This window comes from Agromyces bracchium (assembly GCF_009709675.1).
Classification (GTDB): domain Bacteria; phylum Actinomycetota; class Actinomycetes; order Actinomycetales; family Microbacteriaceae; genus Agromyces; species Agromyces bracchium.
Window position 1 is genome coordinate 54843 of sequence record NZ_WMLB01000006.1, and the last position, 19695, is coordinate 74537.

General features: G+C 72.1%; 20 protein-coding genes. 8 read left to right on the forward strand and 12 right to left on the reverse strand.

Translation table 11 applies throughout. The features are described from left to right. Nucleotides 1–281: 281 nt before the first annotated feature. Nucleotides 282–1835 carry an MFS transporter gene (locus GJ743_RS01490; RefSeq protein WP_155050168.1) on the reverse strand — a complete coding sequence of 518 codons (1554 nt, stop codon included), beginning with the start codon at nt 1833–1835 and terminating at the stop codon, nt 282–284. A gap of 109 nt (nt 1836–1944) precedes the next feature. Here GJ743_RS01490 and GJ743_RS01495 point away from each other — a divergent pair, with 109 nt between their 5' ends. Then, nucleotides 1945–2304, forward strand: coding sequence for an iron chaperone (locus GJ743_RS01495; RefSeq protein ID WP_230386269.1), 360 nt, complete (start codon nt 1945–1947; stop codon nt 2302–2304). 16 nt (nt 2305–2320) lie between these two features. Here the strand turns inward: GJ743_RS01495 and GJ743_RS01500 are convergent, their stop codons facing one another. The 4 genes from GJ743_RS01500 to GJ743_RS01515 all read right to left on the reverse strand — a co-directional run bounded on the left by GJ743_RS01500 (nt 2321) and on the right by GJ743_RS01515 (nt 6519). Beyond that, entirely contained in the window at nt 2321–3025 is a 705-nt protein-coding gene (locus GJ743_RS01500) for a response regulator transcription factor (RefSeq protein WP_155050170.1), read from the reverse strand. After that, nucleotides 3022–4389 (reverse strand): sensor histidine kinase, encoded by a 1368-nt coding sequence (locus GJ743_RS01505; protein WP_196216870.1) that lies wholly within the window; start codon nt 4387–4389, stop codon nt 3022–3024. The genes GJ743_RS01500 and GJ743_RS01505 overlap by 4 nt, the downstream gene beginning before the upstream one ends. An 85-nt stretch (nt 4390–4474) precedes the next feature. Next, the gene (locus GJ743_RS01510; protein ID WP_155050172.1) at nt 4475–5776 is read right to left on the reverse strand and encodes an ABC transporter permease; all 1302 of its coding nucleotides are present in this window, start codon (nt 5774–5776) and stop codon (nt 4475–4477) included. After that, entirely contained in the window at nt 5773–6519 is a 747-nt protein-coding gene (locus GJ743_RS01515; RefSeq protein WP_155050173.1) for an ABC transporter ATP-binding protein, read from the reverse strand. Before GJ743_RS01515 ends, GJ743_RS01510 begins: the two co-directional genes overlap by 4 nt. Before the next feature lie 299 nt (nt 6520–6818). Here GJ743_RS01515 and GJ743_RS01520 point away from each other — a divergent pair, with 299 nt between their 5' ends. Then, nucleotides 6819–7199, forward strand: coding sequence for a hypothetical protein (locus GJ743_RS01520; protein ID WP_155050174.1), 381 nt, complete (start codon nt 6819–6821; stop codon nt 7197–7199). Between the two features lie 119 nt (nt 7200–7318). On the opposite strand, the gene GJ743_RS01525 is transcribed toward GJ743_RS01520, so the two are convergent. Further along, nucleotides 7319–8176 carry an MBL fold metallo-hydrolase gene (locus tag GJ743_RS01525; protein WP_155050175.1) on the reverse strand — a complete coding sequence of 286 codons (858 nt, stop codon included), beginning with the start codon at nt 8174–8176 and terminating at the stop codon, nt 7319–7321. On the opposite strand from GJ743_RS01525, the gene GJ743_RS20440 reads away from it, so the two are divergent. The 3 genes from GJ743_RS20440 (at nt 8076) to GJ743_RS01540 (ending at nt 9442) form a co-directional block, all read left to right on the forward strand. Further along, a complete protein-coding gene (locus GJ743_RS20440; RefSeq protein ID WP_425545767.1) occupies nt 8076–8516 on the forward strand; it encodes a ribbon-helix-helix protein in 441 nt (146 codons plus the stop codon). The two genes, GJ743_RS01525 and GJ743_RS20440, sit on opposite strands and share 101 nt — an antisense overlap. Further along, the gene (locus tag GJ743_RS01535) at nt 8513–8857 is read left to right on the forward strand and encodes a type II toxin-antitoxin system PemK/MazF family toxin (protein WP_328288680.1); all 345 of its coding nucleotides are present in this window, start codon (nt 8513–8515) and stop codon (nt 8855–8857) included. The genes GJ743_RS20440 and GJ743_RS01535 overlap by 4 nt, the downstream gene beginning before the upstream one ends. A 417-nt stretch (nt 8858–9274) precedes the next feature. Beyond that, nucleotides 9275–9442, forward strand: a complete 168-nt coding sequence (locus GJ743_RS01540; protein ID WP_155050177.1) for a hypothetical protein — start codon at nt 9275–9277, stop codon at nt 9440–9442. A 13-nt stretch (nt 9443–9455) separates the two neighbouring features. On the opposite strand, the gene GJ743_RS01545 is transcribed toward GJ743_RS01540, so the two are convergent. Beyond that, nucleotides 9456–10202 (reverse strand): formylglycine-generating enzyme family protein, encoded by a 747-nt coding sequence (locus GJ743_RS01545; RefSeq protein WP_155050178.1) that lies wholly within the window; start codon nt 10200–10202, stop codon nt 9456–9458. A 39-nt stretch (nt 10203–10241) separates the two neighbouring features. On the opposite strand from GJ743_RS01545, the gene GJ743_RS01550 reads away from it, so the two are divergent. Beyond that, a complete protein-coding gene (locus GJ743_RS01550; protein ID WP_155050179.1) occupies nt 10242–11204 on the forward strand; it encodes a methyltransferase family protein in 963 nt (320 codons plus the stop codon). On the opposite strand, the gene speB is transcribed toward GJ743_RS01550, so the two are convergent. From speB to GJ743_RS01570, 4 genes are read right to left on the reverse strand one after another with little or no spacing between them, the layout of a single operon-like run. Further along, the gene (gene speB, locus GJ743_RS01555; RefSeq protein ID WP_155050180.1) at nt 11179–12234 is read right to left on the reverse strand and encodes an agmatinase; all 1056 of its coding nucleotides are present in this window, start codon (nt 12232–12234) and stop codon (nt 11179–11181) included. The genes GJ743_RS01550 and speB overlap by 26 nt on opposite strands. A 48-nt stretch (nt 12235–12282) precedes the next feature. Next, the gene (locus GJ743_RS01560; RefSeq protein WP_230386270.1) at nt 12283–13923 is read right to left on the reverse strand and encodes a thiamine pyrophosphate-binding protein; all 1641 of its coding nucleotides are present in this window, start codon (nt 13921–13923) and stop codon (nt 12283–12285) included. After that, the gene (locus tag GJ743_RS01565) at nt 13920–15629 is read right to left on the reverse strand and encodes an amidohydrolase (protein WP_155050181.1); all 1710 of its coding nucleotides are present in this window, start codon (nt 15627–15629) and stop codon (nt 13920–13922) included. Before GJ743_RS01565 ends, GJ743_RS01560 begins: the two co-directional genes overlap by 4 nt. Beyond that, nucleotides 15626–16948 carry an MFS transporter gene (locus tag GJ743_RS01570; protein ID WP_155050182.1) on the reverse strand — a complete coding sequence of 441 codons (1323 nt, stop codon included), beginning with the start codon at nt 16946–16948 and terminating at the stop codon, nt 15626–15628. Before GJ743_RS01570 ends, GJ743_RS01565 begins: the two co-directional genes overlap by 4 nt. 246 nt (nt 16949–17194) lie before the next feature. Here GJ743_RS01570 and GJ743_RS01575 point away from each other — a divergent pair, with 246 nt between their 5' ends. Continuing rightward, nucleotides 17195–18109 carry an Lrp/AsnC family transcriptional regulator gene (locus tag GJ743_RS01575; protein WP_155050183.1) on the forward strand — a complete coding sequence of 305 codons (915 nt, stop codon included), beginning with the start codon at nt 17195–17197 and terminating at the stop codon, nt 18107–18109. 36 nt (nt 18110–18145) lie between these two features. On the opposite strand, the gene GJ743_RS01580 is transcribed toward GJ743_RS01575, so the two are convergent. Next, on the reverse strand, nt 18146–19057 hold the full coding sequence (locus tag GJ743_RS01580; RefSeq protein WP_155050184.1) for a lytic transglycosylase domain-containing protein: 912 nt from the start codon (nt 19055–19057) through the stop codon (nt 18146–18148). A 254-nt stretch (nt 19058–19311) separates the two neighbouring features. Between GJ743_RS01580 and GJ743_RS01585 the strand changes: the two genes are divergently transcribed. Beyond that, nucleotides 19312–19695, forward strand: a complete 384-nt coding sequence (locus tag GJ743_RS01585; protein WP_155050185.1) for a PadR family transcriptional regulator — start codon at nt 19312–19314, stop codon at nt 19693–19695.

Below are 19695 nucleotides of genomic sequence, written 5' to 3' on the forward strand. Positions count from 1 at the left end.
GGCGGGGCGACCCCTCGTGCTCGGCCAGCGCGCGCTCGGCCAGCTCGCGCCGGACCGACTCGCGCCCGGTCGTCGCCAGGATTGGCGGGTGCGGTCGCCCGCGCACCCGCCGATCGTGACGAAAACCCGCACGGCCGCCTCAGCGGGCGACCCCGCCGGCCCCGTTCGACGCGCGATCGGCCGGCCGCGCCCGGCCGACGCGCGCCCGGGTCGTCGTCAGCATTGGCGGGTGCGGTCGCCCGCGCACCCGCCGATCGTGACGACGACCCGGGGCGGGCGGCTCAGCGAGCGACCCCGCCCGCCCGCTCCGGCGCCGCACCGTCGCCCGCCGCCGCCTCCGGCGGCACGATCGTATGCGAGAACGACGCCGCGGCCGCCGTGGCCTCGAACTGCGCGGGACGCCTCTGCACCTGCCGCGCGACGAGGAACACGAGCCCGATGCCGAGCACGCACCAGATGCCCATGGAGATCGACGCCCAGGAGAACGCGTCGGCGAGGGCCGCGGCATCCGTCTCGCCGGCCTCGACGCGGCGCGAGCTCACGCCGCCGTAGACCGACGCGACGATCGCGGTCATCACCGCGGCACCGACGTAGCGCGCCATGTTCGACACGCCCGAGGCGGCGCCGACCTCGCGTGGCTCGACGCTCGACGTCGAGAGCGACGAGCACGGGCCGTTCTGCAGGCTCATGCCGGCCGCGACCGCGATGAGGGGCAGCACGAACATGCCGTAGCCCCACGACTCCTGCACGAACGCGAGCGCGGCGAACGCGCCCGACATGATGATGAAGCCGAGCGCGATCGTGGTGCGCACGCCGATCCGCCCGACGATCGGCGTGATGAGCGGCGAGAGGATGACGGCGGCCGCTGCGACCGGCAGCGTCGCGAGGCCGGCCTGGAACGCGTCCATGCCGAGGGTCGACGGGTCCTGGAAGTACAGGCTGACGACGTACATGATCGCGTTGATCGTGCCCGAGCCGAGCAGGATCGAGAGCGTCGCGCCGACGAGCACCACGTTGCGCAGCAGCTTCAGGTCGAGCAGCGGCGCGGCGACCCGCCGTTCGACCAGGACGAACCCGATCGTCGCGAGGATCGTGATGGCGAGGCATCCGAGGGTCTGCCACGACAGCCAGCCCCACGCGCTGCCGTTCGTGAGCGCGAAGATGAGCGGCGCGAGGATCAGTGCGATGAGGACGGTCCCGGCGAAGTCGATCGAGCGGGAGCGGGACGGGTCGGCGGATTCCTGCACGGCGAGGAGCGTCACCGGCACGCACGCCGCGGCGATGGCGGCGTCGATCCAGAACAGTCCCTGCCAGCCGAGCGTCGAGGCGAGCAGGCCGCCGACGAGGGGGCCGGCCGCGGCCCCGACGGCGGATGCCGCGCCCCAGAGCGTCACGGCGCGGAGCTGCGCCTTCCCGGTGTTCGCCGCCGAGAGCAGGCTCATGCCGCACGCGAGGATCGTCGCTCCGGCCGCGCCCTGGATGCAGCGACCGGCGATCACGCCGATGCCCTCCTGCGAGAGCGCGATGAGCACGCACGAGGCGATGAAGAGGATGAGGCCCCAGAGGAAGATCCTCCGCCGGCCGAACACGTCGCCGAGCGAGCCCGACGTCACGATCACCGCCGCGCCCACGAGCGAGTAGCCGGTCACCGCCCACTGCAACGTGTCGGTCGGCGTGCCCGTGTCGGCCGAGATCGCCGGGATCAGGATCGACACCGCCGACGTGTTCGCGTTCACCACCAGAGCCGATACGCAGGTCGCGATCAGCGCGCCGAGCGCGTACCGCTTCGCCGAGTCCGTCGTCGCGGGCCCGCCCGCTCCCGTCGTCTCCCCCATGCGGTGTTCTTACCACCCGAGCGGATGCCTCCGACAGGGGCCTTCGCGAGTCGGATCGCCGGACTCGATCCGCTGGCGGCTCCTGCCGAGGGGTGCCACGATGGCCGACATGACTGCGCAGACCGTGGACGAGTACATCGCGTCGTTCCCCGACGACGTCGCCGACCGCCTCCGGCGGGTGCGCGCCGCGATCGTCGCCGAGGTCCCGCCGCCGGTCGAGGAGAAGATGCGGTACGGCATAGCCGCGGTCATGCTCGGCGGTCGGTACGCACTGCACTTCGCCGGCTGGAAGCACCACATCGGGCTCTATCCGGTGCCGACGCTCCCCGAGCCCCTCGAGTCCGAGGTCGCGCCGCTGCGGACGGGCGCGGACTCGGTGAACCTCCCGCACAAGGCGGACCTCCCCGTCGAGCTGATCGGGCGGATCGCGGCGGCGATCGTCGCGCAGCGCGCGGCGGCGGGAGCCTGAGGCGGCGCCGGCCCCGTCAGTCGCCGCCCGCACCGCCGCCCGCGCCGCCCGGCCGCACCAGCCCCGCCTCGTAGGCGGCGATCACGAGTTGCGCGCGATCGTGCGCACCGAGCTTCGCCATCACGCGATTGACGTGCGTCTTCGCGGTATGGCGCGAGATGACCAGCCTCTCGGCGAGGTCGTCGTTCGACAGGCCGCCGGCGACCAGCACCAGCACCTCGCGCTCGCGATCGGTGAGCGTCGCGAGCGCGGCGCCGAGCGATGATGTCGCGGCGGGCGCGGGCACCGGGCCGGGCCGCACGTAGCGCTCGATGAGCACGCGGGTGGCGGATGGCGACAGCAGCGACTCCCCCGCGTGCACCGTGTGCACGGCCTCGACGAGCGCGTCGGGGTCGGTGCCCTTGCCGATGAAACCCGACGCACCGGCGTGCAGGGCGCGCACGACGTTCTCGTCCTCCTCGAACGTGGTGAGGATCAGCACGCGCACGTCGGCGAGCGCGGGATCGGCGCCGATCCGGCGCGTCGCCTCGATGCCGTCGAGGCCGGGCATGCGGATGTCCATGAGCACGACGTCGGGCCGGAGCTCGCGGACGAGGTCGAGGGCCTCGGCCCCGTCGGCCGCTTCGCCGACCACCTCGAGGGTCGGCTCGGCGTCGAGCAGGGCGCGCACCGCCTGCCGGATCAGCGGCTGGTCGTCGACCACGAGGACTCGGGCGGTCATGCGCGTGCCTCCGAGCCCGCGGCATCCGGCCCCGTGGCGTCTGTTCCCGGCGCATCAGCTTCCGGCGCATCCGTCATCGCGGCCTCCGTCGTGCCGCCCGTCGCGGCGGCATCCGCCGCCCGCGCATCGCGCGACCCCGCGGGGAACTCCGCGCGCAGGCGGAAGACGCCTGCCTCCTCGCCGGTCGTCAGCGTGCCGCGCACGGCGGCGACCCGCTCGCGCAGGCCGAGCAGGCCGTGGCCACCGGTGACCCGATCGGTTCCGGGCGCGACGCCGGCACCGCGCGGCGCGCTGGTCGACACGGCATTGGTCACCGTGACCCTGAGCTTCGACGCACCCCGCTCGACGAGCACGTGGGCGCGGCCGTCGGAGCCGTGCTTGCTCGCGTTCGTGAGCGCTTCGCGCAGGACGAGGTAGGCCGTGCGGTCCACCGCCGGCGGCACGTCGCCGGCATCGGATCCCGCCTCGCGCCGCACGGTCACGGCGAGCCCGGCGGCGGTGAAGTCCTCGACCAGTCGATCGAGGTCGGCGAGACCGGCCGGCGGGGCCGGCGGGCCGGCGCCGTCGTCCGCCTCGGTGCGGAGCGTCGAGAGCAGGTCGCCGATCTCGCCGAGCACCTCGCGCGCCGCCCGTGCGGCCGTCGCGACGGACTCGCGGGCGCGCGGCAGGTCGGGCTCGCGGCCCTCGGCGATCGCGCGCTCGGCGACGCTCGACTGCAGGTTGATGACGGCGATCTGGTGGGCGACGGCGTCGTGCAGGTCGCGCGCGATGCGCAGTCGCTCCTCGGCGACGCGACGGCGTGCCTCCGACTCCCGGGTGGCCTCGGCGCGCTCGGCGCGCTCGGCGAGCGCGGCCACGTACGCACGGCGCGAGCGCGTGGCATCCCCCGCCGCCGCGGCGAACGCGAGCAGCGCGGGGACCGGGACGAGGCGCGGGTCGAACCCGTCGCCCGCACCCGCGATGAGCTCGACGCCGACCAGCACGACGATCGAGGCCAGCACGGTGATCAGCACGCGTCGCCGCGGAGCCCGCTTCGCCATCGCGTACGCGGCGATCGCCGCAGGCACCACGAAGGGCATGGCGCTGCCGACGACGAGGGTGCCGGCGACCATGAGCCCCCAGACGACGGCGTACGTGACGAGCGGCCACCGGCGCCGCAGCAGCAGCACCGGGGCCTGCGCGAGGGCGAACGCGAACGCGACGGGTGCCTCCACCGCGAGGAACGCGGGCGTCGGACCGCGATACGGCGCGCACGCCCACGCGACCGCGACGAACACGACGACGACGTCCCAGAACCAGGCGGGCAGGGCGCGGCGCGGCGCGACCCGGTCGGGTGCCGCCGGCTCGCGAACGCCGTCGCTCATGTCTCGATCCTCGCGCATCCTGGTCGTCGCGGACGGGCCGGGCGCCCCCGCACCCGACCCGTCCGCTCATCCACCGTGCCGTCTCCTACTCGTACCGGAGCGACTCGATGGGGTCCTGCCGGCCAGCCCGCCCGGCCGGGATCGTGCCGGCGAGGAAGGCGATCGCCATCACCAGCACGATGATCGTCGCGACCGACACCGGATCGAACGCGATGAGCGTGAGGCCCGGCAGGTCGGCGAACATCGTGGTCGCGAGCGCATCGCCGACCGCGGTTCCGGCCGCCATGCCGAGCACGACCCCGACGGCCGAGCCGAGGAACCCGATGAACGTCGCCTCGGTGCTGAACAGCCCGAACACCTTGCCCGAGCCCATGCCCATCGCCTTCATCAGGCCGATCTCCCGGGTGCGCTCCTGCACCGACATGAGCAGGGTGTTCACGATGCCGAAGCCCGCCGCGAGGAGCGCGATCACGGCGAACGCGTTGAGGACGAGCACGATGCCGTCGATGACCGACTTGAAGGCGCCGATCTGGTCCTCGACCGTGGTCGCGGTGAAGCCGGCCTCGTCGAGGTCGTCCTTCAGCGCCTGCGTCGCCGCCTCGCCGAGCTCGGGGTCGAACGTGACGATCGCCGAGCCGTACACGTCGGTCTGGCCGGTCGCCCCGGTCGCCTGGGCGGTGTAGAGCTCGTCGGTGAGGGCGGTGTTCGGCGACGCGCTGTTCCCCGTGCCGATGAGGCCGGCCTCCGAGATGCCGACGACCTCGGCCGTGACGACCTGCTCGGCGCCCGTGGCATCCGTCACGCCGAACTCGACCACGCTGCCGACCGCATCGGCCTGCGAGTCGAACCCGAGCGGCTCGACGAAGTCGACCGGGATCGCCACCTGGGGCTCGGATGCCTCGGCGTCGGGCTGCTCGCCCGAGGCGAGCACGAGCTCCATGCCCGGGATGAACGAGCCCACCGAGATCGCGTACTGCGTGCCGCCCTCGTGCTGGACGTAGTCGACCGACACCTGCTTGAGCGGTTCGACCGACTCCACGCCGTCGATCCCGGCGATCGTCACGAGGTCGTCGTCGGTGATCGGGTCGATGGTCTGCGCGGCGCCGGGCGCGTCGGGCCCGATCCCGGACGCGGCGACGGCATCCGGGTCGTACTCGCGCGGGCCGTCGTCCGCCGTCTCGTCGGCCTGGTGGGCGACCGTCATGACGTCCTCGGCGCCGATCTCGGCGACGGTCTGATCGATGTAGCGGTTGATCCCGGTGCCGAGGCCGGTCGTGATCGTGAGCGTGAACGCGCCGATGAAGATCGCCAGCACGGTGAGGATGGTGCGGGTCCTCGACCGGAACGTGTTCGCGACGGCCGAGCCGACGACGTCCACGGGCTTCATGCGGCCACCTCCTCGGTCGGGCGGCCGGGTTCGCCGGTCGCGGCCGTGGTCGCGGTCGCGGTGGCGGATGCCTCGATCCGGCCGTCGCGCACCGTGATCCGGCGGTCGCATCGCGAGGCGAGCTCCTCGTCGTGCGTGACGACGACGAGCGTGATGCCGCGCTCGCGGTTCAGGCCGAAGAGGAGATCCTCGACCGCGGCGCCGGTCGTGGTGTCGAGGTTGCCGGTCGGCTCGTCGGCGAAGATCACCTGCGGGTCGTTGACGAGTGCCCGCGCGATGACCACGCGCTGCTTCTGCCCGCCCGACAGGTCGATCGCCTTGTTCTTCGCCTTGTCGGCGAGGTCGAGTTGCTCGAGCACGGCCATGCCGCGGCGCTTGCGCTCGGCCCGCCCGACGCCGGCGATCTTGAGCGGGAGGATGACGTTCTCGAGCACCGTCGCGCTCGGCGTGAGGAAGAACTGCTGGAAGACGAACCCGAAGGTCTCGTTCCGCACCCGGTTGAGCTCGCGGCCGCGGAGCCGATCGGCGGGCACGCCGTTGAGCTCCACGCTGCCGGACGTCGGACGGTCGAGCAGCGCGAGCAGGTGCATCAGCGTCGACTTGCCCGAACCGGACTTGCCGACGATCGCGAGCGACTCGCCGGCGCGCACCTCGACGTCGACGCCCTTGAGCGCCTCGAAGCGGGTCGGGCCGCGGCCGTAGGACCGGTGCAGGTCCTCGACGCGCAGGACTGGGGTGGACATCGTGCTCCTCTCGGCGGGGCGATCGCCGAGTGCGGCGACCGTGCTTCGAGTCAACGCGGTGCGAGCGGATGGCGCGTCCTCCGTTCGCCCGATCTTCGGGTACCGCGATCGCAGTACGCCGCCGCGCCGCGGCTGCGTTCGAGCGTTTCACTTGGCGTGCCCGTGCCGGGCAGCGTTTCCGGGCACGTCATCTGCGAACGGGGCGCCCGCGAGCCTGCGAGCTCACGGGACGATCACCGCGCGTTCACTCGACGACCGGGAATGGTGCGCGGATCAACGTCCGCGGTACTCTCGGGGCCGTGATCATCGCGATCTTTCGTCGCCGCCTGCGCGACGGCGCGACCTTCGACGACTTCATCAGCGCGTGGGAGGCCGACAGAGGCTTCGGCGTCCCGGCTCGGGTGTTCAACGCCGTCTCCGTCGATGACTCCCGCGAGATCCTCTCGGTCGGTTTCGTCGACATCGCCGCCGACGACCTCGAGGCAGACGTCGCGCATGTCAGCCTCCAGGAGGCGGTGCGGCACTCTCGGATCGACGAGGTGATCGAGAGCACAATGCTGCACGCCTACTACGACCTCCACACCGAACACGACTTCACTGCGGATCCGCGTTCCGTCGAGATCGGTTCGCTGACGAGCATGCTGTCCGCACTCGCGCCGAAATCATCGGCCAGCGACTGATCAGCGGACGGTCCCACTCCGGGGGAGCCGACAACGCTTTCAGCGGCAGCCGGACGCGTCGCTGGAGCGACCGGCTTGCGAAGGGGGTCGGCGACTTTCGCGGTGCCCGGGTGCCTACATCAGCTGACTTGCGGAACGTCGAGGTCGTCATCCTCGTCGAGCTCCTGGTATCCGTTCTGCACCGCGAGTTCGAGCGCGGCCACAGGGTACGGCCAGGCGTCTTGGAAAGCGAGCGCTCGGTCGACGCTGTGACCGGCCCGGTAGTGCTCGAGAGTGAGCGTGGCAGTTGACTCCAGCACGGCAAGTTGCGCGACGCCGTAGGCGCGCGAAACCGCCCGTCCGTGGCCGGGGACGATGATGTCGTCCTCGCCGATCTCGTCGAGGAGGGCTGCGAGCGTTCGCGGCCACCGCATCGGGAAGCAGCCCGATCCGTACATCGGCGGCCCGGGCTCTTCGATCACGTCCCCGACGATCCAAGCGCCGGTCGAGCCGTCGCCGGCAGGCACGCGAATGACGAGGTCGCCGTCGGTGTGGCCACGGTCCAGCGGGATCAGTTCGACGCTGCGATCCCCGAGATCGAGCCAGGAGCGTTCGCTGAGGAGGCGGGTCGGCGGGGTGATGATGACGTCGTGCCAGTCGCGAGGCGGTTCCGAACCGGTGCCTGCGCGCCACGCGGCCAGTCGCGGACGCTCGTGCTCGTGCAGATGCGCAGGCAGCAGGTGATGACCGTAGATGGGAACGCCGGTCGCCGCGAAGTGCTGGTTGCCGAAGGTGTGGTCGTAGTGCGCGTGCGTGTTCACGACCCACCTGACGTCGCCGAGCTGCTTCACCTCAGCATCGACGAGAGCGGCGTGGGCCGGTGAGCCGCCGGTATCGATGAGAAGCAGCCCGTGGGTCCCGCGGACCACCGTCATCGTGAGATCGTCCTGCGGGTACCGCCGCGAGAACACGTCCGTTGCGATCTCGTTCCAGGTCACCCCGCCGATCCTTCCACGGCGCCAAACCCGGGTGAGGATCCTCCAACGGCCCTCGTTCACGAGAGGATCGGCTGCACACCAGCCCCGGAGGTATACTCAGAGTATGACCACTACGATCAAGGTGAGCGATGAGCTCCGCGACCGCCTCAAGGAGCAGGCGGCACGCGACGGACTCACGCTCGGCGCGCACCTCGCGCATCTCGCGGACGCGGAGGACCGCAGGTGGCGGCTGAACACCTTGAAGGCGGCGGTCTCCGCGTCGACGGCCGCGCAGGCCGACTCGCACGCTCGGGAGTCGGCGGAATGGGAGCGCACCGAGCTGACTGACACCCAGTCGTGACCGAGGCCGAACTCGCGCCCGGTGTCATCGCCTGGGCATCACTCGAGCCGGTTCGCGGCCGGGAGCAGGGTGGCCACCGGCCGGTGCTGGTCGTCGCCTCCGCCGGATACCTGGACGCGGTCACGACCCTCGCGATCGTGCTGCCGATCACGACCACTGATCGCGGATGGCCGAATCACGTCCGGGTCGACGGGCACAGCGGTCTCGATCAGCCGTCATGGATCATGACCGAGCAACCTCGAACCCTCTCACGTGACCGGCTCACGAGGATCTCGGGGGAGGTATCGAGCGACTGTCTCGGAGCAGTGCGGATGTGGCTGGGTGACTTCCTCGACCTCTGACCGCGTCCGGCACCCGACGTCATCCGCGACCTCCACGTCGCAAATGACGGATCGTCAGCGGGCGCCGTCCTACTCATACTCGCTCAGATTCCCCTGACCAGGCGGATGCCGTCCGCGATCTTCGAGAGGACTTAGCTGGGGACGTGGCACGTGCGCCGGTGCGTGGGGTCAACGAGCCTGCCGGCGTCTTCGTCGACACCCCGGACCCACACGACCCAGGCTGCGGGATCAGCATAGGCCCGGCGACGCCGGGACAGTCCGCGAGGTTCCTGCGAATATCTCGGCGGCTCTCGCGGTCCCAGACCGGCGTGGCGCCGACGGTCCCGCCGCCCCATTCGCACGGCGCTCGCCCTCGGTCGATACGATCGGGAGCGACCGTCCACTGGGCCACAGCACCCTCGAGCCGTAGGAGCAACGATGACCTCGAACACCTCGGAGACCTCACGTCCACTACGGGAGGAATCGAAGGCCACGCTCTTCGGCACTGCGCTCGTGCTCGTCATGGGCGGGCTGGTCATCGCCGCCGGCGCGATCCTGACGGTCGCCACGGTCATGCTGGGCGACACCGCGCTGCAGCTGCCGTAGGCGAGCCCCGAAGCTAGCGCCGCGGCGTCCAGCCCGGCGGCAGCGGCGCGTCGACCGCCGCGCGCTCGCGGTCGGCCGCCGCGGACCAGCCCTGCGCGGCATCCGTCGCCTCGAACCCGCCGCGCGCAACCCGGAAGCCGACGTCCTCGTGGTGCATGCGCGGCGCTCCCCCGCGGCGCACCGAGGCCCGCACACTCCAGGCGTCGTCGGCGAACCCGCCGCCGCGGAACACGCGGTACTCGTCGTATCGGGCAGGGTCGAGCAGGTCCCAGCACCATTCCCACACGTTGCCCAGCGTGTCGAACAGGCCGTTGAGGTTCGGCAGTTTGCCGCCGACGTCCTGCGGGGCGGTCACGCCGTCGGCGGCCGTCCATGCGATCTCGTCGAGCGGGCCGTAGTGCGGCGTCGTCGAGCCGGCGCGGCAGGCGAACTCCCACTCGGCCTCCGTCGGCAGGCGGAACCCGTCGGCGTCGACATGCCACGCGACGTCCTCACCGTCGAAGGTGTACGCCGGGTCGAGCCCCTCCCACTCCGACGCGGCATTGCAGAAGCGGATGGCTCGCAGCCAACTCACACCCGTGGCGGGCCTGCGCGGATGCGTCGCCGTCTCGCCCAGCAGCTCGGCGAGCTGCTCCTGCGTGACCGGGTACACGCCGATCTCGAACGGCTCGAGCTCGACGCTCCACCGCAGCTTCCGGCGCGCGTCGTGCATCGCGACGGTGCCGCCGTCGATGCGGGCCAGCTCGATGTCGGCGGTCATCGCGGCAGTCTCTCACGGGCCGCGCCCACGACCGGCACGATGTATCGTTCGACCGTGTGGGGTCGCCGGTACTTCGCCGTCCAGGCGTTCGCGGGCGGCCTGTGGTGGGTCGCCGTGTTCGCGTCGCCGCTCGTCCGCGAGGCGACACTCGGCAGCCTCGATCCCGTCCTCGTCGCGCTCGCCGACATCCCACTGTTCGTCGGCGGCAGCGCCGCGGCAGCGTTCGGGTCGCGAGCGGCCGCGATCGTCACGACCGGCTGGACCGCACTCGTCACGATCGGAATGACGCTGTATGCGACCGTGTCCACCGAAGCCGGGTGGGGCGCGATCCTGATGATCGGTGCCACCGGGGCGTCGGTGCTCGCGCTCTGCCTCATGGTCTTCGGTCGCGTCCCGACCGAGTGGCTGGTCGTATGGGGGCCGTTCGCCTTCCGACCCGCGGCGCCGCGCCGCTCGGCCGTTGCGCATCTCGCCGCGACCGCAGCTCAGATCGTGGTGTTCTGGGGCGTCTTCCTGGTCGTGGCACCGGTCGCGCTGGCGTGGTTCGAGCGCCGTTGGGGCCTCGAACTGCCGTTTCTCGACTCCGCCGCTCCCGCCGGGATCGCCGTGCTGCTCGTCGCCAGTGCGCTCGGGCTGTGGTCGGCCGCGGCGATGGCGTCCCTCGGCGGAGGCACCCCGCTCCCGGCCGCGATGCCGAACCGGCTCGTCATCGCCGGCCCGTACCGGTTCGTCCGCAACCCGATGGCGATGGCCGGTATCGCGCAGGGTGTCGCGGTCGGGCTGATCCTCGGCTCGTGGGTGGTCGTCGCGTACGCGATCGCGGGCTCGCTGGTGTGGAACTTCGCCGTGCGACCGCTCGAGGAGACCGACCTCGACGGGCGGTTCGGCGACGAGTTCCGTCGCTATCGGTCCGCGGTCGGATGCTGGTGGCCGCGCGCCTCCGCGTACGCCGCGGACATCGACGGCGGGGCCGGCGTCAGCCGCGCGGCGCCATCGCGCTGATCAGCTCGTACGCGACGTGCGACGCCGCGACGGCCGTCAGCTGCGCGTGGTCGTAGGCCGGCGCGACCTCGACGACGTCGGCGCCGACGATGCGCTTGTCGGCGAGCGCGCGGAGGATCCGCAGCAGCTCGCGGCTCGTGAGGCCGCCCGCCTCGGGCGTTCCGGTGCCGGGCGCGTGGGCGGGGTCGAGCACGTCGATGTCGATCGAGATGTAGAGCGGCGCGTCGCCGATGCGTGCGCGGATGCGCTCGATCACCGCAGCGACGCCGTGCTCCTCGATGTCCTCGCTCGTCGCGATCGCGAAGCCGAGCCGCGCGTCGTCGGCGAGGTCCTCGACGCCGTAGAGCGGGCCGCGCGTGCCGACGTGCATGCTCGCCGTGAGGTCGATGAGCCCCTCCTCCGACGCGCGCCGGAAGGGGGTGCCGTGCGTCACGGGGGCGCCGAAGTAGGTGTCCCACGTGTCGAGGTGCGCGTCGAAGTGCAGCACCGCGACCGGGCCGTGCTTCGCGTGCACCGCGCGGAGCAGCGGCAGCGCGATCGTGTGGTCGCCGCCGATGACGACCAGGCGATCGGCGCGGTCGCCGAGCGCCCGGGCGCCGGCCTCGACGTCGGCGACGGCCTCGTCGATGTCGAACGGGTTCACGGCGAGGTCGCCGGCATCCGCCACCTGCTGGGTCGCGAACGGCGAGACGTCCTGCGCGGGGTTGTACGGCCGCAGCAGGCGGGATGCCTCGCGCACGTGCGCCGGGCCGAACCGCGCGCCGGGGCGGTAGCTCACGCCGCTGTCGAACGGCACGCCGACGACCGCGATGTCGGCCCGCGGCACGTCCTCCAGGCGCGGGAGGCGCGCGAACGTGGCGATGCCCGCGAAGCGCGGGACGCGGCTGGCGTCGACTGGGCCGACTGGCGCGGATGCCGGCGCGGCGGCCGGCCCGGAGGTCGCCGCGGTCACCGACGCGGGCGCGGCCGCGGGTGAGGCGGTCGGGGCGGATGCCGCGGCATCCGGATGCTCGGGGTTCGAGGTGTGCATCTCGAGTCCTTTCGAAGTGCGGGAGTCGGAGGTCTGGTGGGCTCGAGGTCAGTCGCGCGGCTGCCGGACGTGCACGAGCCGGACGCCGCCCGCGGCGATCGCGTCGCGGATCGCGTCGCCGAGCCGGTCGACCTCGTCGACGCGCACCCCGGTCGCGCCGAAGGCGGTCGCGAGGGCGGCCCAGTCGGGCTGCACGAGGTCGACGCCGATCGGGCGGATGCCGCGGTCGAGCTCGTTCTGCTTGATCTCGGCGTAGCCGCCGTTGTCGACGCACACGATCGTCAGGTCGAGACGCTGCTCGACTGCGGTCATCAGCTCGTTGACGGCGAACATGAGCGCGCCGTCGCCGAGCACTGCGACCACGGGGCGGTGCGGCGCGGCGACGCGCGCGCCGATCGCCGCGGGCAGGCCGTAGCCGAGCGTGGCGTAGGTCGGCGTGTAGAGCAGGGAGTGCGGCCGCGAGCGACGCAGCACGTTGGCGAGTGCGAGGTAGACGATCTGCGACGAGTCCCCCGCGACGATCGCGTCGGCCGGCAGCGCGTCGACGATGCGCTCGGCGAGCGCGACGTCGTCGGGAGCGGTCTCCCGGATCTCGTCGGCGATCGCCCGACGGGCCACGGTGAGGTCGGGCGCAGGGCGCGCGTCACCGGGCAGCGCGGCGAGCAGCTCGCCGACCACCGCGGCGGTGTCGCCGACGATGCCGACGGTCGCCAAGAGGTTCTTGTGCAGCTGCACCGCCGAACGGTCGATGCGGATGACCCGCCCGCGCGCTTCGAGTCGCGGCGCCCACAGCTCGGCCTCGCCGAGCTTGGAGCCGAGCACCACGAGCACGTCGGCCGCCTCGGCGACCTCGCGGGCCGCGGCGAGCCGCAGGTTCGAGCCGAGCGAGAGCGGGTGGTGCTCGTCGAGCGTGCCCTTGCCGTTGAGCGTGGTCAGGACGGGCGCGCCGAGGCGTTCGGCGAGCGCGGTGACCTCGTGCACGGCGCGCGTCGCGCCGCCGCCGGCGATGATGACGGGCGACTCGGCTCGGGCGAGAAGATCGGCGGCCGCACGGACCGCCGCAGCCTCGCCGCGGTCCGGCGCGGGCGCCGGGCGCGCGGTCCGCGCCGAGGCGGGCACGTCGGCCGGCGCCTCGAGCACGTCGAGCGGGATCTCGATGTGGACCGGGCGCGGGCGCCCGGTGCGGAACAGTTCGAATGCGTCGTGCACGGCCTCGACGGCCTCCGCGGCGCTCCGCACGCGGCGCGACCACTCCGCGATGGCGCCGACCATGGCCGAGGCGTCCTTCGTCTCGTGCAGCGTGCCGACGTCGCGGAACTCGTCGCCCAGGGGAACGCCGGGTGAGAGGACGAGGAGCGGACGCGATTCGCAGAACGCGGTGCCGATCGCGCTCATCGCGTTCTGCAGGGCCGGTCCGGAGGTGGTGATGACGACCCCGGGCAGGCCCGTCTGCTGCGCCCAACCGTCCGCGCCGTAGCCGGAGCCCTGCTCGTGCCGGTTGGTCACGGCGTGGATGCCGAGCTCGGCGAGCGGCCGGTAGAACTCGAGGTTGTGCGTGCCCGGGATGCCGAAGATCGTCGTCACGCCGTAGGCGCGGATGGTCTCGAGGACCGCCCGGCCCGCGGTGTCGGCGTACTGATCGGCCGTCTCGTCGCGTGCATCGTCCATGATCACCATCGTCTCGTTCATGCCGGGACCGCCTCCTTCAGCGCCGCCGTCGGTGCGTCCTCCAGCACGTACCGCGGTTCGCCGCCGACCCAGGTCTGGAGCACCGCGATCTCGGCGATCCGCTCGGGCTCGACCGTCAGCGGGTCGTCGGCCAGCACGGCGAAGTCGGCGTACTTGCCGACCTCGAGCGAGCCGAGGTCGTCCTCGCGTCCGAGCGAGACGGCGCCCTCGTAGGTGTGCGCGCACAGCGCGGCGAGCGCCGAGATCCGCAGGTCGTCGGGGCCGAGCGAGTTGCCGCGTCGGGTCACCCGGGTCACGGCGGCCTGGACCGCCTCGAGCGGGATCGGGTCGGCGACCGGCGCATCGGACGAGATCGTCATCGGCACGCCTGCGCGCTCGAACTCGCCGAGCGGGTTGAACCGCTCGCCGGGGGTGCCGATCGCGTCCTCCACGCCCTCGCCCCAGTTGTAGTAGTGCTGCGGCTGATTCACCGGGCGGATGCCGGCTACCGCCATCCGCTCGATCTGCTCGCCGGTCGGCAGCCCGCAGTGCTCGATGCGGTGCCGTGCGTCGTCGTCGGGGCGCTCCGCGAGGGCGGCCTCGATCGCCGAGACGACCATCTCGATCGCGGTCGGCGACTGCGCGTGCGTCGCGGTCTGCAGGCCGGCGGCGTGCGCCTTCCGGATGAGCTCGGCGTACGCGGCGGGCTCGTGGTAGAGCTGGCCCGTCCGGCACGGGTCGCCGACGTAGCCGTCGGGGAAGTACGCGGTCCAGCCGCCGAGCGTGCCGTCGGCGTAGAACTTGATGCCCGCGAAGCTGAGGTGCGCGTTGCCGAACTGGCCGACGAGCCCCATCTCGAGGGCCTCGTCGAGCAGGTGCGAGAGCAGGTACATCGAGACGCGCAGCTCGAGCCGGCCGGCCTCGGCGAGCCGGAGGTACATGTCGAACTCGCGGCGCGACACCTGCGCATCGCCGATCGTGGTGACGCCGCCCGCGAGGAAGCGCTGCGTCGCGACGTCGAGCTGGCGGAGGTGCTCCTCGGGCTCGTCGCCGAGGTGGAAGTTCGGGCCGTGGTGGCCGACGTTCACGCCGTGCACGCCCGTGAGGATGTTGCACGCGGCATCCGACAGCTCGCCCGTGAGCTCGCCGTCGGCGTCGCGGAAGAACTCGCCGCCCGGAGGGTTCGGCGTCTCGCGGTCGACGCCGCCCTGCTGGAGCGTGAAGGAGTTCACGACGCCGCCGTGGCCGGAGGCGTTCATGAGGTACACCTCGCGGTCGGTCGCGACCTGGTCGAGCTCGAACCGGGTGGGATGCCGCTGCTCGACGAGGTTGCGGTGCTCGTACCCGTAGCCGCGCACCGGGCGCCCGGCCGGAAGGTCGGCCGCGGCATCCGCCAGCAGTGCCACGATCTCGGGGATGCTCGCCGCCTTCGCCGGCCCGCAGTCGACCCAGGTCATCATCTGCCCGTACATGAGCGGATGCGCGTGGGCGTCGACGAACCCGGGGACCACGACCGCGTCGCCGAGGTCGACGCGCTCGGGCGCCAGCCCGGCGGCGCCGGCCGCGGCCTCGCAGTCGGCCGACGAGCCGATCGCGAGGATGCGCCCGCGGTCGAGCAGCATCGCCGTGGCCGTGGTCGACGCGTCATCGACGGCGTGGATGGCGCGGGCCGTGATGATCCGGGGTCCGGCCTGGTCGGGCCGGTCGAAGGCGGCGAGTTTCCTCATGGCTGGCGGATCCCCGTGGTGTCGGTGCGGGCGGTGAACGACGCCGTGGCGGGCGCCTCGTCGGAGTGCTGCGGCGCGAGCCTCGTGCAGATCGCGGCGAGCACGGCCATGCCGGTGAACATCGCGATGACCGACCAGATGTCGCCCGTCCAGGCGATGAGCTGCGTCGCGAACCACGGCGAGAAGCCGGCCCAGATCGCCGCACCGACGCCGTACGACAGCGCGATCGAGGTGTACCTGGCCTGCGGCCGGAACATCTGCGCGAGGATCGCGGCGATCGGGGCGTAGGTGGCGCTCATCGCGATGCGCACGAGCGAGGCGAAGAGGAAGATGAGCGGCTCGACGCGGCCCGGCAGGATCAGCATGAACGGCGCGAACGTCAGGACCGAGGTCAGCAGGCCGAGGTACATGACGTTCTTCCGGCCCCACTTGTCGCCGAGCCAGGCGACGGGCAGGGTCACGACGAACTCGATGAAGGAGGCGATCGTCATCGCGTCGAGGATGACCTGCGAGCTGATGGAGATCGGCTCACCGGTCGCGTAGGCCGTGGCGAACGTCGTCGCGAGGTAGTAGCCGCCCGTCGAGATCGGCAGCAGGCCGATGCCGAGGAGGATCGGCTTCCAGTTGTTCCGCAGCGCGAACGCGAGCGGCATCGACTGCTTGCGGCCCTCGATCTTCTGCTCGAAGACGGGCGACTCCTCGACCCGGTACCGGACCCAGAGGCCGACGCCGATGAGGACGATCGAGAGCAGGAACGGGATGCGCCATCCGCCGTTCATGATGAAGTCGTCGCCGAAGCGCGACATGATCGCGAACACGCCCGAGGCGAGCAGCGCGCCGGCGGGGTTGCCGAGCTGCGTGAAGCCGCCGTAGAACGTCTTCGACTTCTCGGGCGCGTGCTCGACGCTCATGAGCACCGCGCCGCCCCACTCGCCGCCGACGGCGAGGCCCTGGAGCGCCCGCAGCAGGATCAGCAGGATCGGCGCCATGATGCCGATGGTCTCGTAGGTCGGGAGGCACCCGACGAGCACAGTCGCGACGCCCATGAGCAGCAGCGTGATGACGAGCGAGACGCGGCGGCCGAGCTTGTCGCCGATGTGCCCGAAGAGGATGCCGCCGAACGGCCGGACGAGGAAGGCGATGGCGAAGGTGGCGAACGCAGCGGCGGTCTCGGCGAGCGGATCCTCGCTCGGGAAGAACAGGGGGCCGAAGACGAGCGCCGCGGCGGTGGCGTAGACGTAGAAGTCGTACCACTCGATCGTGGTGCCGACGAATGCCGCGAGGCCGGCGCGCCTGGCCCTGCTGTGCGTTGTGGTCATGACCGCTCCTTTGCGGGTGGGTGGGGTGCCGTTCGGGCGGTGCCGATTCGGCGGGGCGACGCGTTGGATGCTACGAGCGGACGCCGGGCGCGGCAAGCGCGGAACTCCAGCGGACTGTTGCATCCGCTGGAGTTCTGTTCTCGAATGCGCGCAATCGACGCTTCGCGTCCTCTCACGGAGCGTCTACGCTGGCGATATGTCGACCTCTGCGAGCGATCGAAGGAATCTCGGCGAATCGGGCCGCGCATGGTGAATTTCGATGCGGAGCTGGTCCGGGCCCTGCAGGACGACGGACGCGCGAGCATCCACGACCTCGCGGCCGCGCTCGGACAGTCGCGCGCCGCCGTGTCGGGGCGCCTGCGCGCGATGCTCGCCGACGGCACCGTGCGCGTCGTCGCCGCGGTCGACCCCGAGTTCCTCGGCCAGAACGTGCTCGCCCACGTGTCGATCCGCACCGACGGCACGACCGAGCCCGTGGCCGAGCACCTGCGCGGCCTCGCGGAGACGGTGCTCGTCTCGGCGGTCGGCGGCGTGCACGACCTCGTCACCGAGATCCGCCTCGGGTCGATGCCCGCCCTTCACCACCTGCTCGCCCAGATCCGCGCACTGCCGGGCGTCGTCGACATCAACACGCTCATCTACTCGACGGTGATCAAGGGGTTCTTCGTCTCGGAGTACCGCGGCGGGCTGCGGATCGACGCGACCGACGCGGCGCTCATCGAGCAGCTGCAGCGCGACGGCCGCGCGAGCTTCCGGGCGCTCGGCGAGACCGTGCGGCTCTCGCCGTCGGCGGTCGCGACCCGGGTCGAGCGGCTCATCTCGGCGGGCGTCATCAAGATCAGCGCGGTCGAGGCGCGCGGCCTCGTGCACCGTCAGCTCTCGCTCGGCGTGGGCCTCAACCTCGCGGGCGACGACGAGGCGATCATCGCGGCGATCCGCACCTGGCGCGGCGTCGACTTCGCCGCCCGCACGCTCGGCCGGTTCGACCTCATCATGACCCTCGTCGAGCCGTCGGCCGGCGCCCTCTACGCGAGCCTCGAGCGCATCCGCGCCCTCCCCGGCGTCAGCCACACCGAGGCGTGGTTCCACCTCGCGGTGCTGAAGGAGGACTACGCGCGCACGCTCCGCGCGGCCGACGTGGTCGCGGCGGGCGGCGGCTGAGTCCTCAGCCGCAAGCGGCGAGGCCGCCCGTCGAGGTCAGCCGAGCGCGTCGGCGTAGCCGTTCGCGATGCCCGCGACCTTGTCGACGTACGACTCGAGGTGGTTGTACGAGAAGACGGCCCCGCGCCATCCCTCCGGGCTGGTCATCGGACCGGACGCGCACAGGTACCGGGCGGCCGCGTACGCGGCATCGTCGATCTGGCTCGGGTCGGCGACGCCGTCGCCGTTGGCGTCGGCGCCCCACTGCTCCCACGTCGAGGGGATGAACTGCATCGGCCCGACTGCGCGGTCCCACGTGGCGTCGCCGTCGAGGGCGCCGCCGTCGGTGTCGTGGATGGCGGCCACTCCATCGCCGTCGAGGGCCGGACCGAGGATCTTCGGCGTCACCTGCCCGCTGGCCTGGAGCTCCGAATCGCCGTGGCTGCCGTGACCCGACTCGACCGCGCCGATGGCCGCGATCGTCGTCCAGTCCACGCCGCACTGCGGCTCCTCCGCGGCGATCGCCACGTGCGCGAGCGCGTACGCTGCGAGCGCGCGAGCGGGGATGCCGGTCGCGTCGGACACGACCGAGAGCCAGTCGCCCTCGACCACGGGCGCAGCCTCGACCTCGGGTTCGGGCTCGACGAGGGGTGCGACCTCCGAGCCGGTCACGGCGTTCGGGTCGTCGGCCGCCTCCGTACGGGCAGCCGCATCCGCGTCGCCGTCGGACGTCGACGAGGTCACCGGCGGCAGCGGTGCGCCCCGGCCGGCCGCCGACGGTGCGGCGAACCCGCCGGGCTTCGCCGCGACGCCCCAGACGGTCACCGCGAAGACGGCGCCGACCACGAGCGCGACGACCGCGGTGACGAGTCCGAGGTAGCCCGCCACCTGGAGGAGGACCTCTCGTGCGGACGGCCTCGACCTCGGCTCGCGCCGGTCGTCGCCGGTCGCGTCGTCGTCCCAGGTCATCGGTTCGCAGCTCCGTTCGGGCGATGGATCGTGGTTCGTGCCCGTCGGGTCGGCCTCGTCGTCGTGTGCCGGAGCATCGCGCCGCGACCCGTCCGCTCAGACTACTCGCGCACCGCGCACCCCCGCCTGAGAAGGTGCCGGACGTCCGGCCACGAGGCATCCGTCTCGATTTCGGTATTCAGTGTTGCTATCTACCGGTACTCATGCTTACTATGTACCAGTACTCAGCAACACTGAATAGTCGAGGAGCGGCGATGGGCAAGCAGGCGACCGAGATGCTGAAGGGCACGCTCGAGGGCATCGTCCTGGCGATCCTGTCCGGCAGGCCGGCGTACGGCTACGAGATCACCTCGTGGCTGCGCGAGCAGGGCTTCACCGACATCGCCGAGGGCACCATCTACGCCCTGCTCGTGCGCATCGAGCAGCGCGGGCTCGTTGATGTCGAGAAGGTGCCGTCCGAGAAGGGGCCGCCACGCAAGGTGTACTCCCTCAACGCGCGGGGCCGCGACTCGCTCGACGAGTTCTGGAGCACCTGGAGCTTCCTCGCCGCGCGCATCGAACAGCTCCACGGCATCCGGCATTCCGTCGGCGCCGACGAGCTCCCCGAATCAGACCAGTCCAATGAAGAGGAGAAGTGA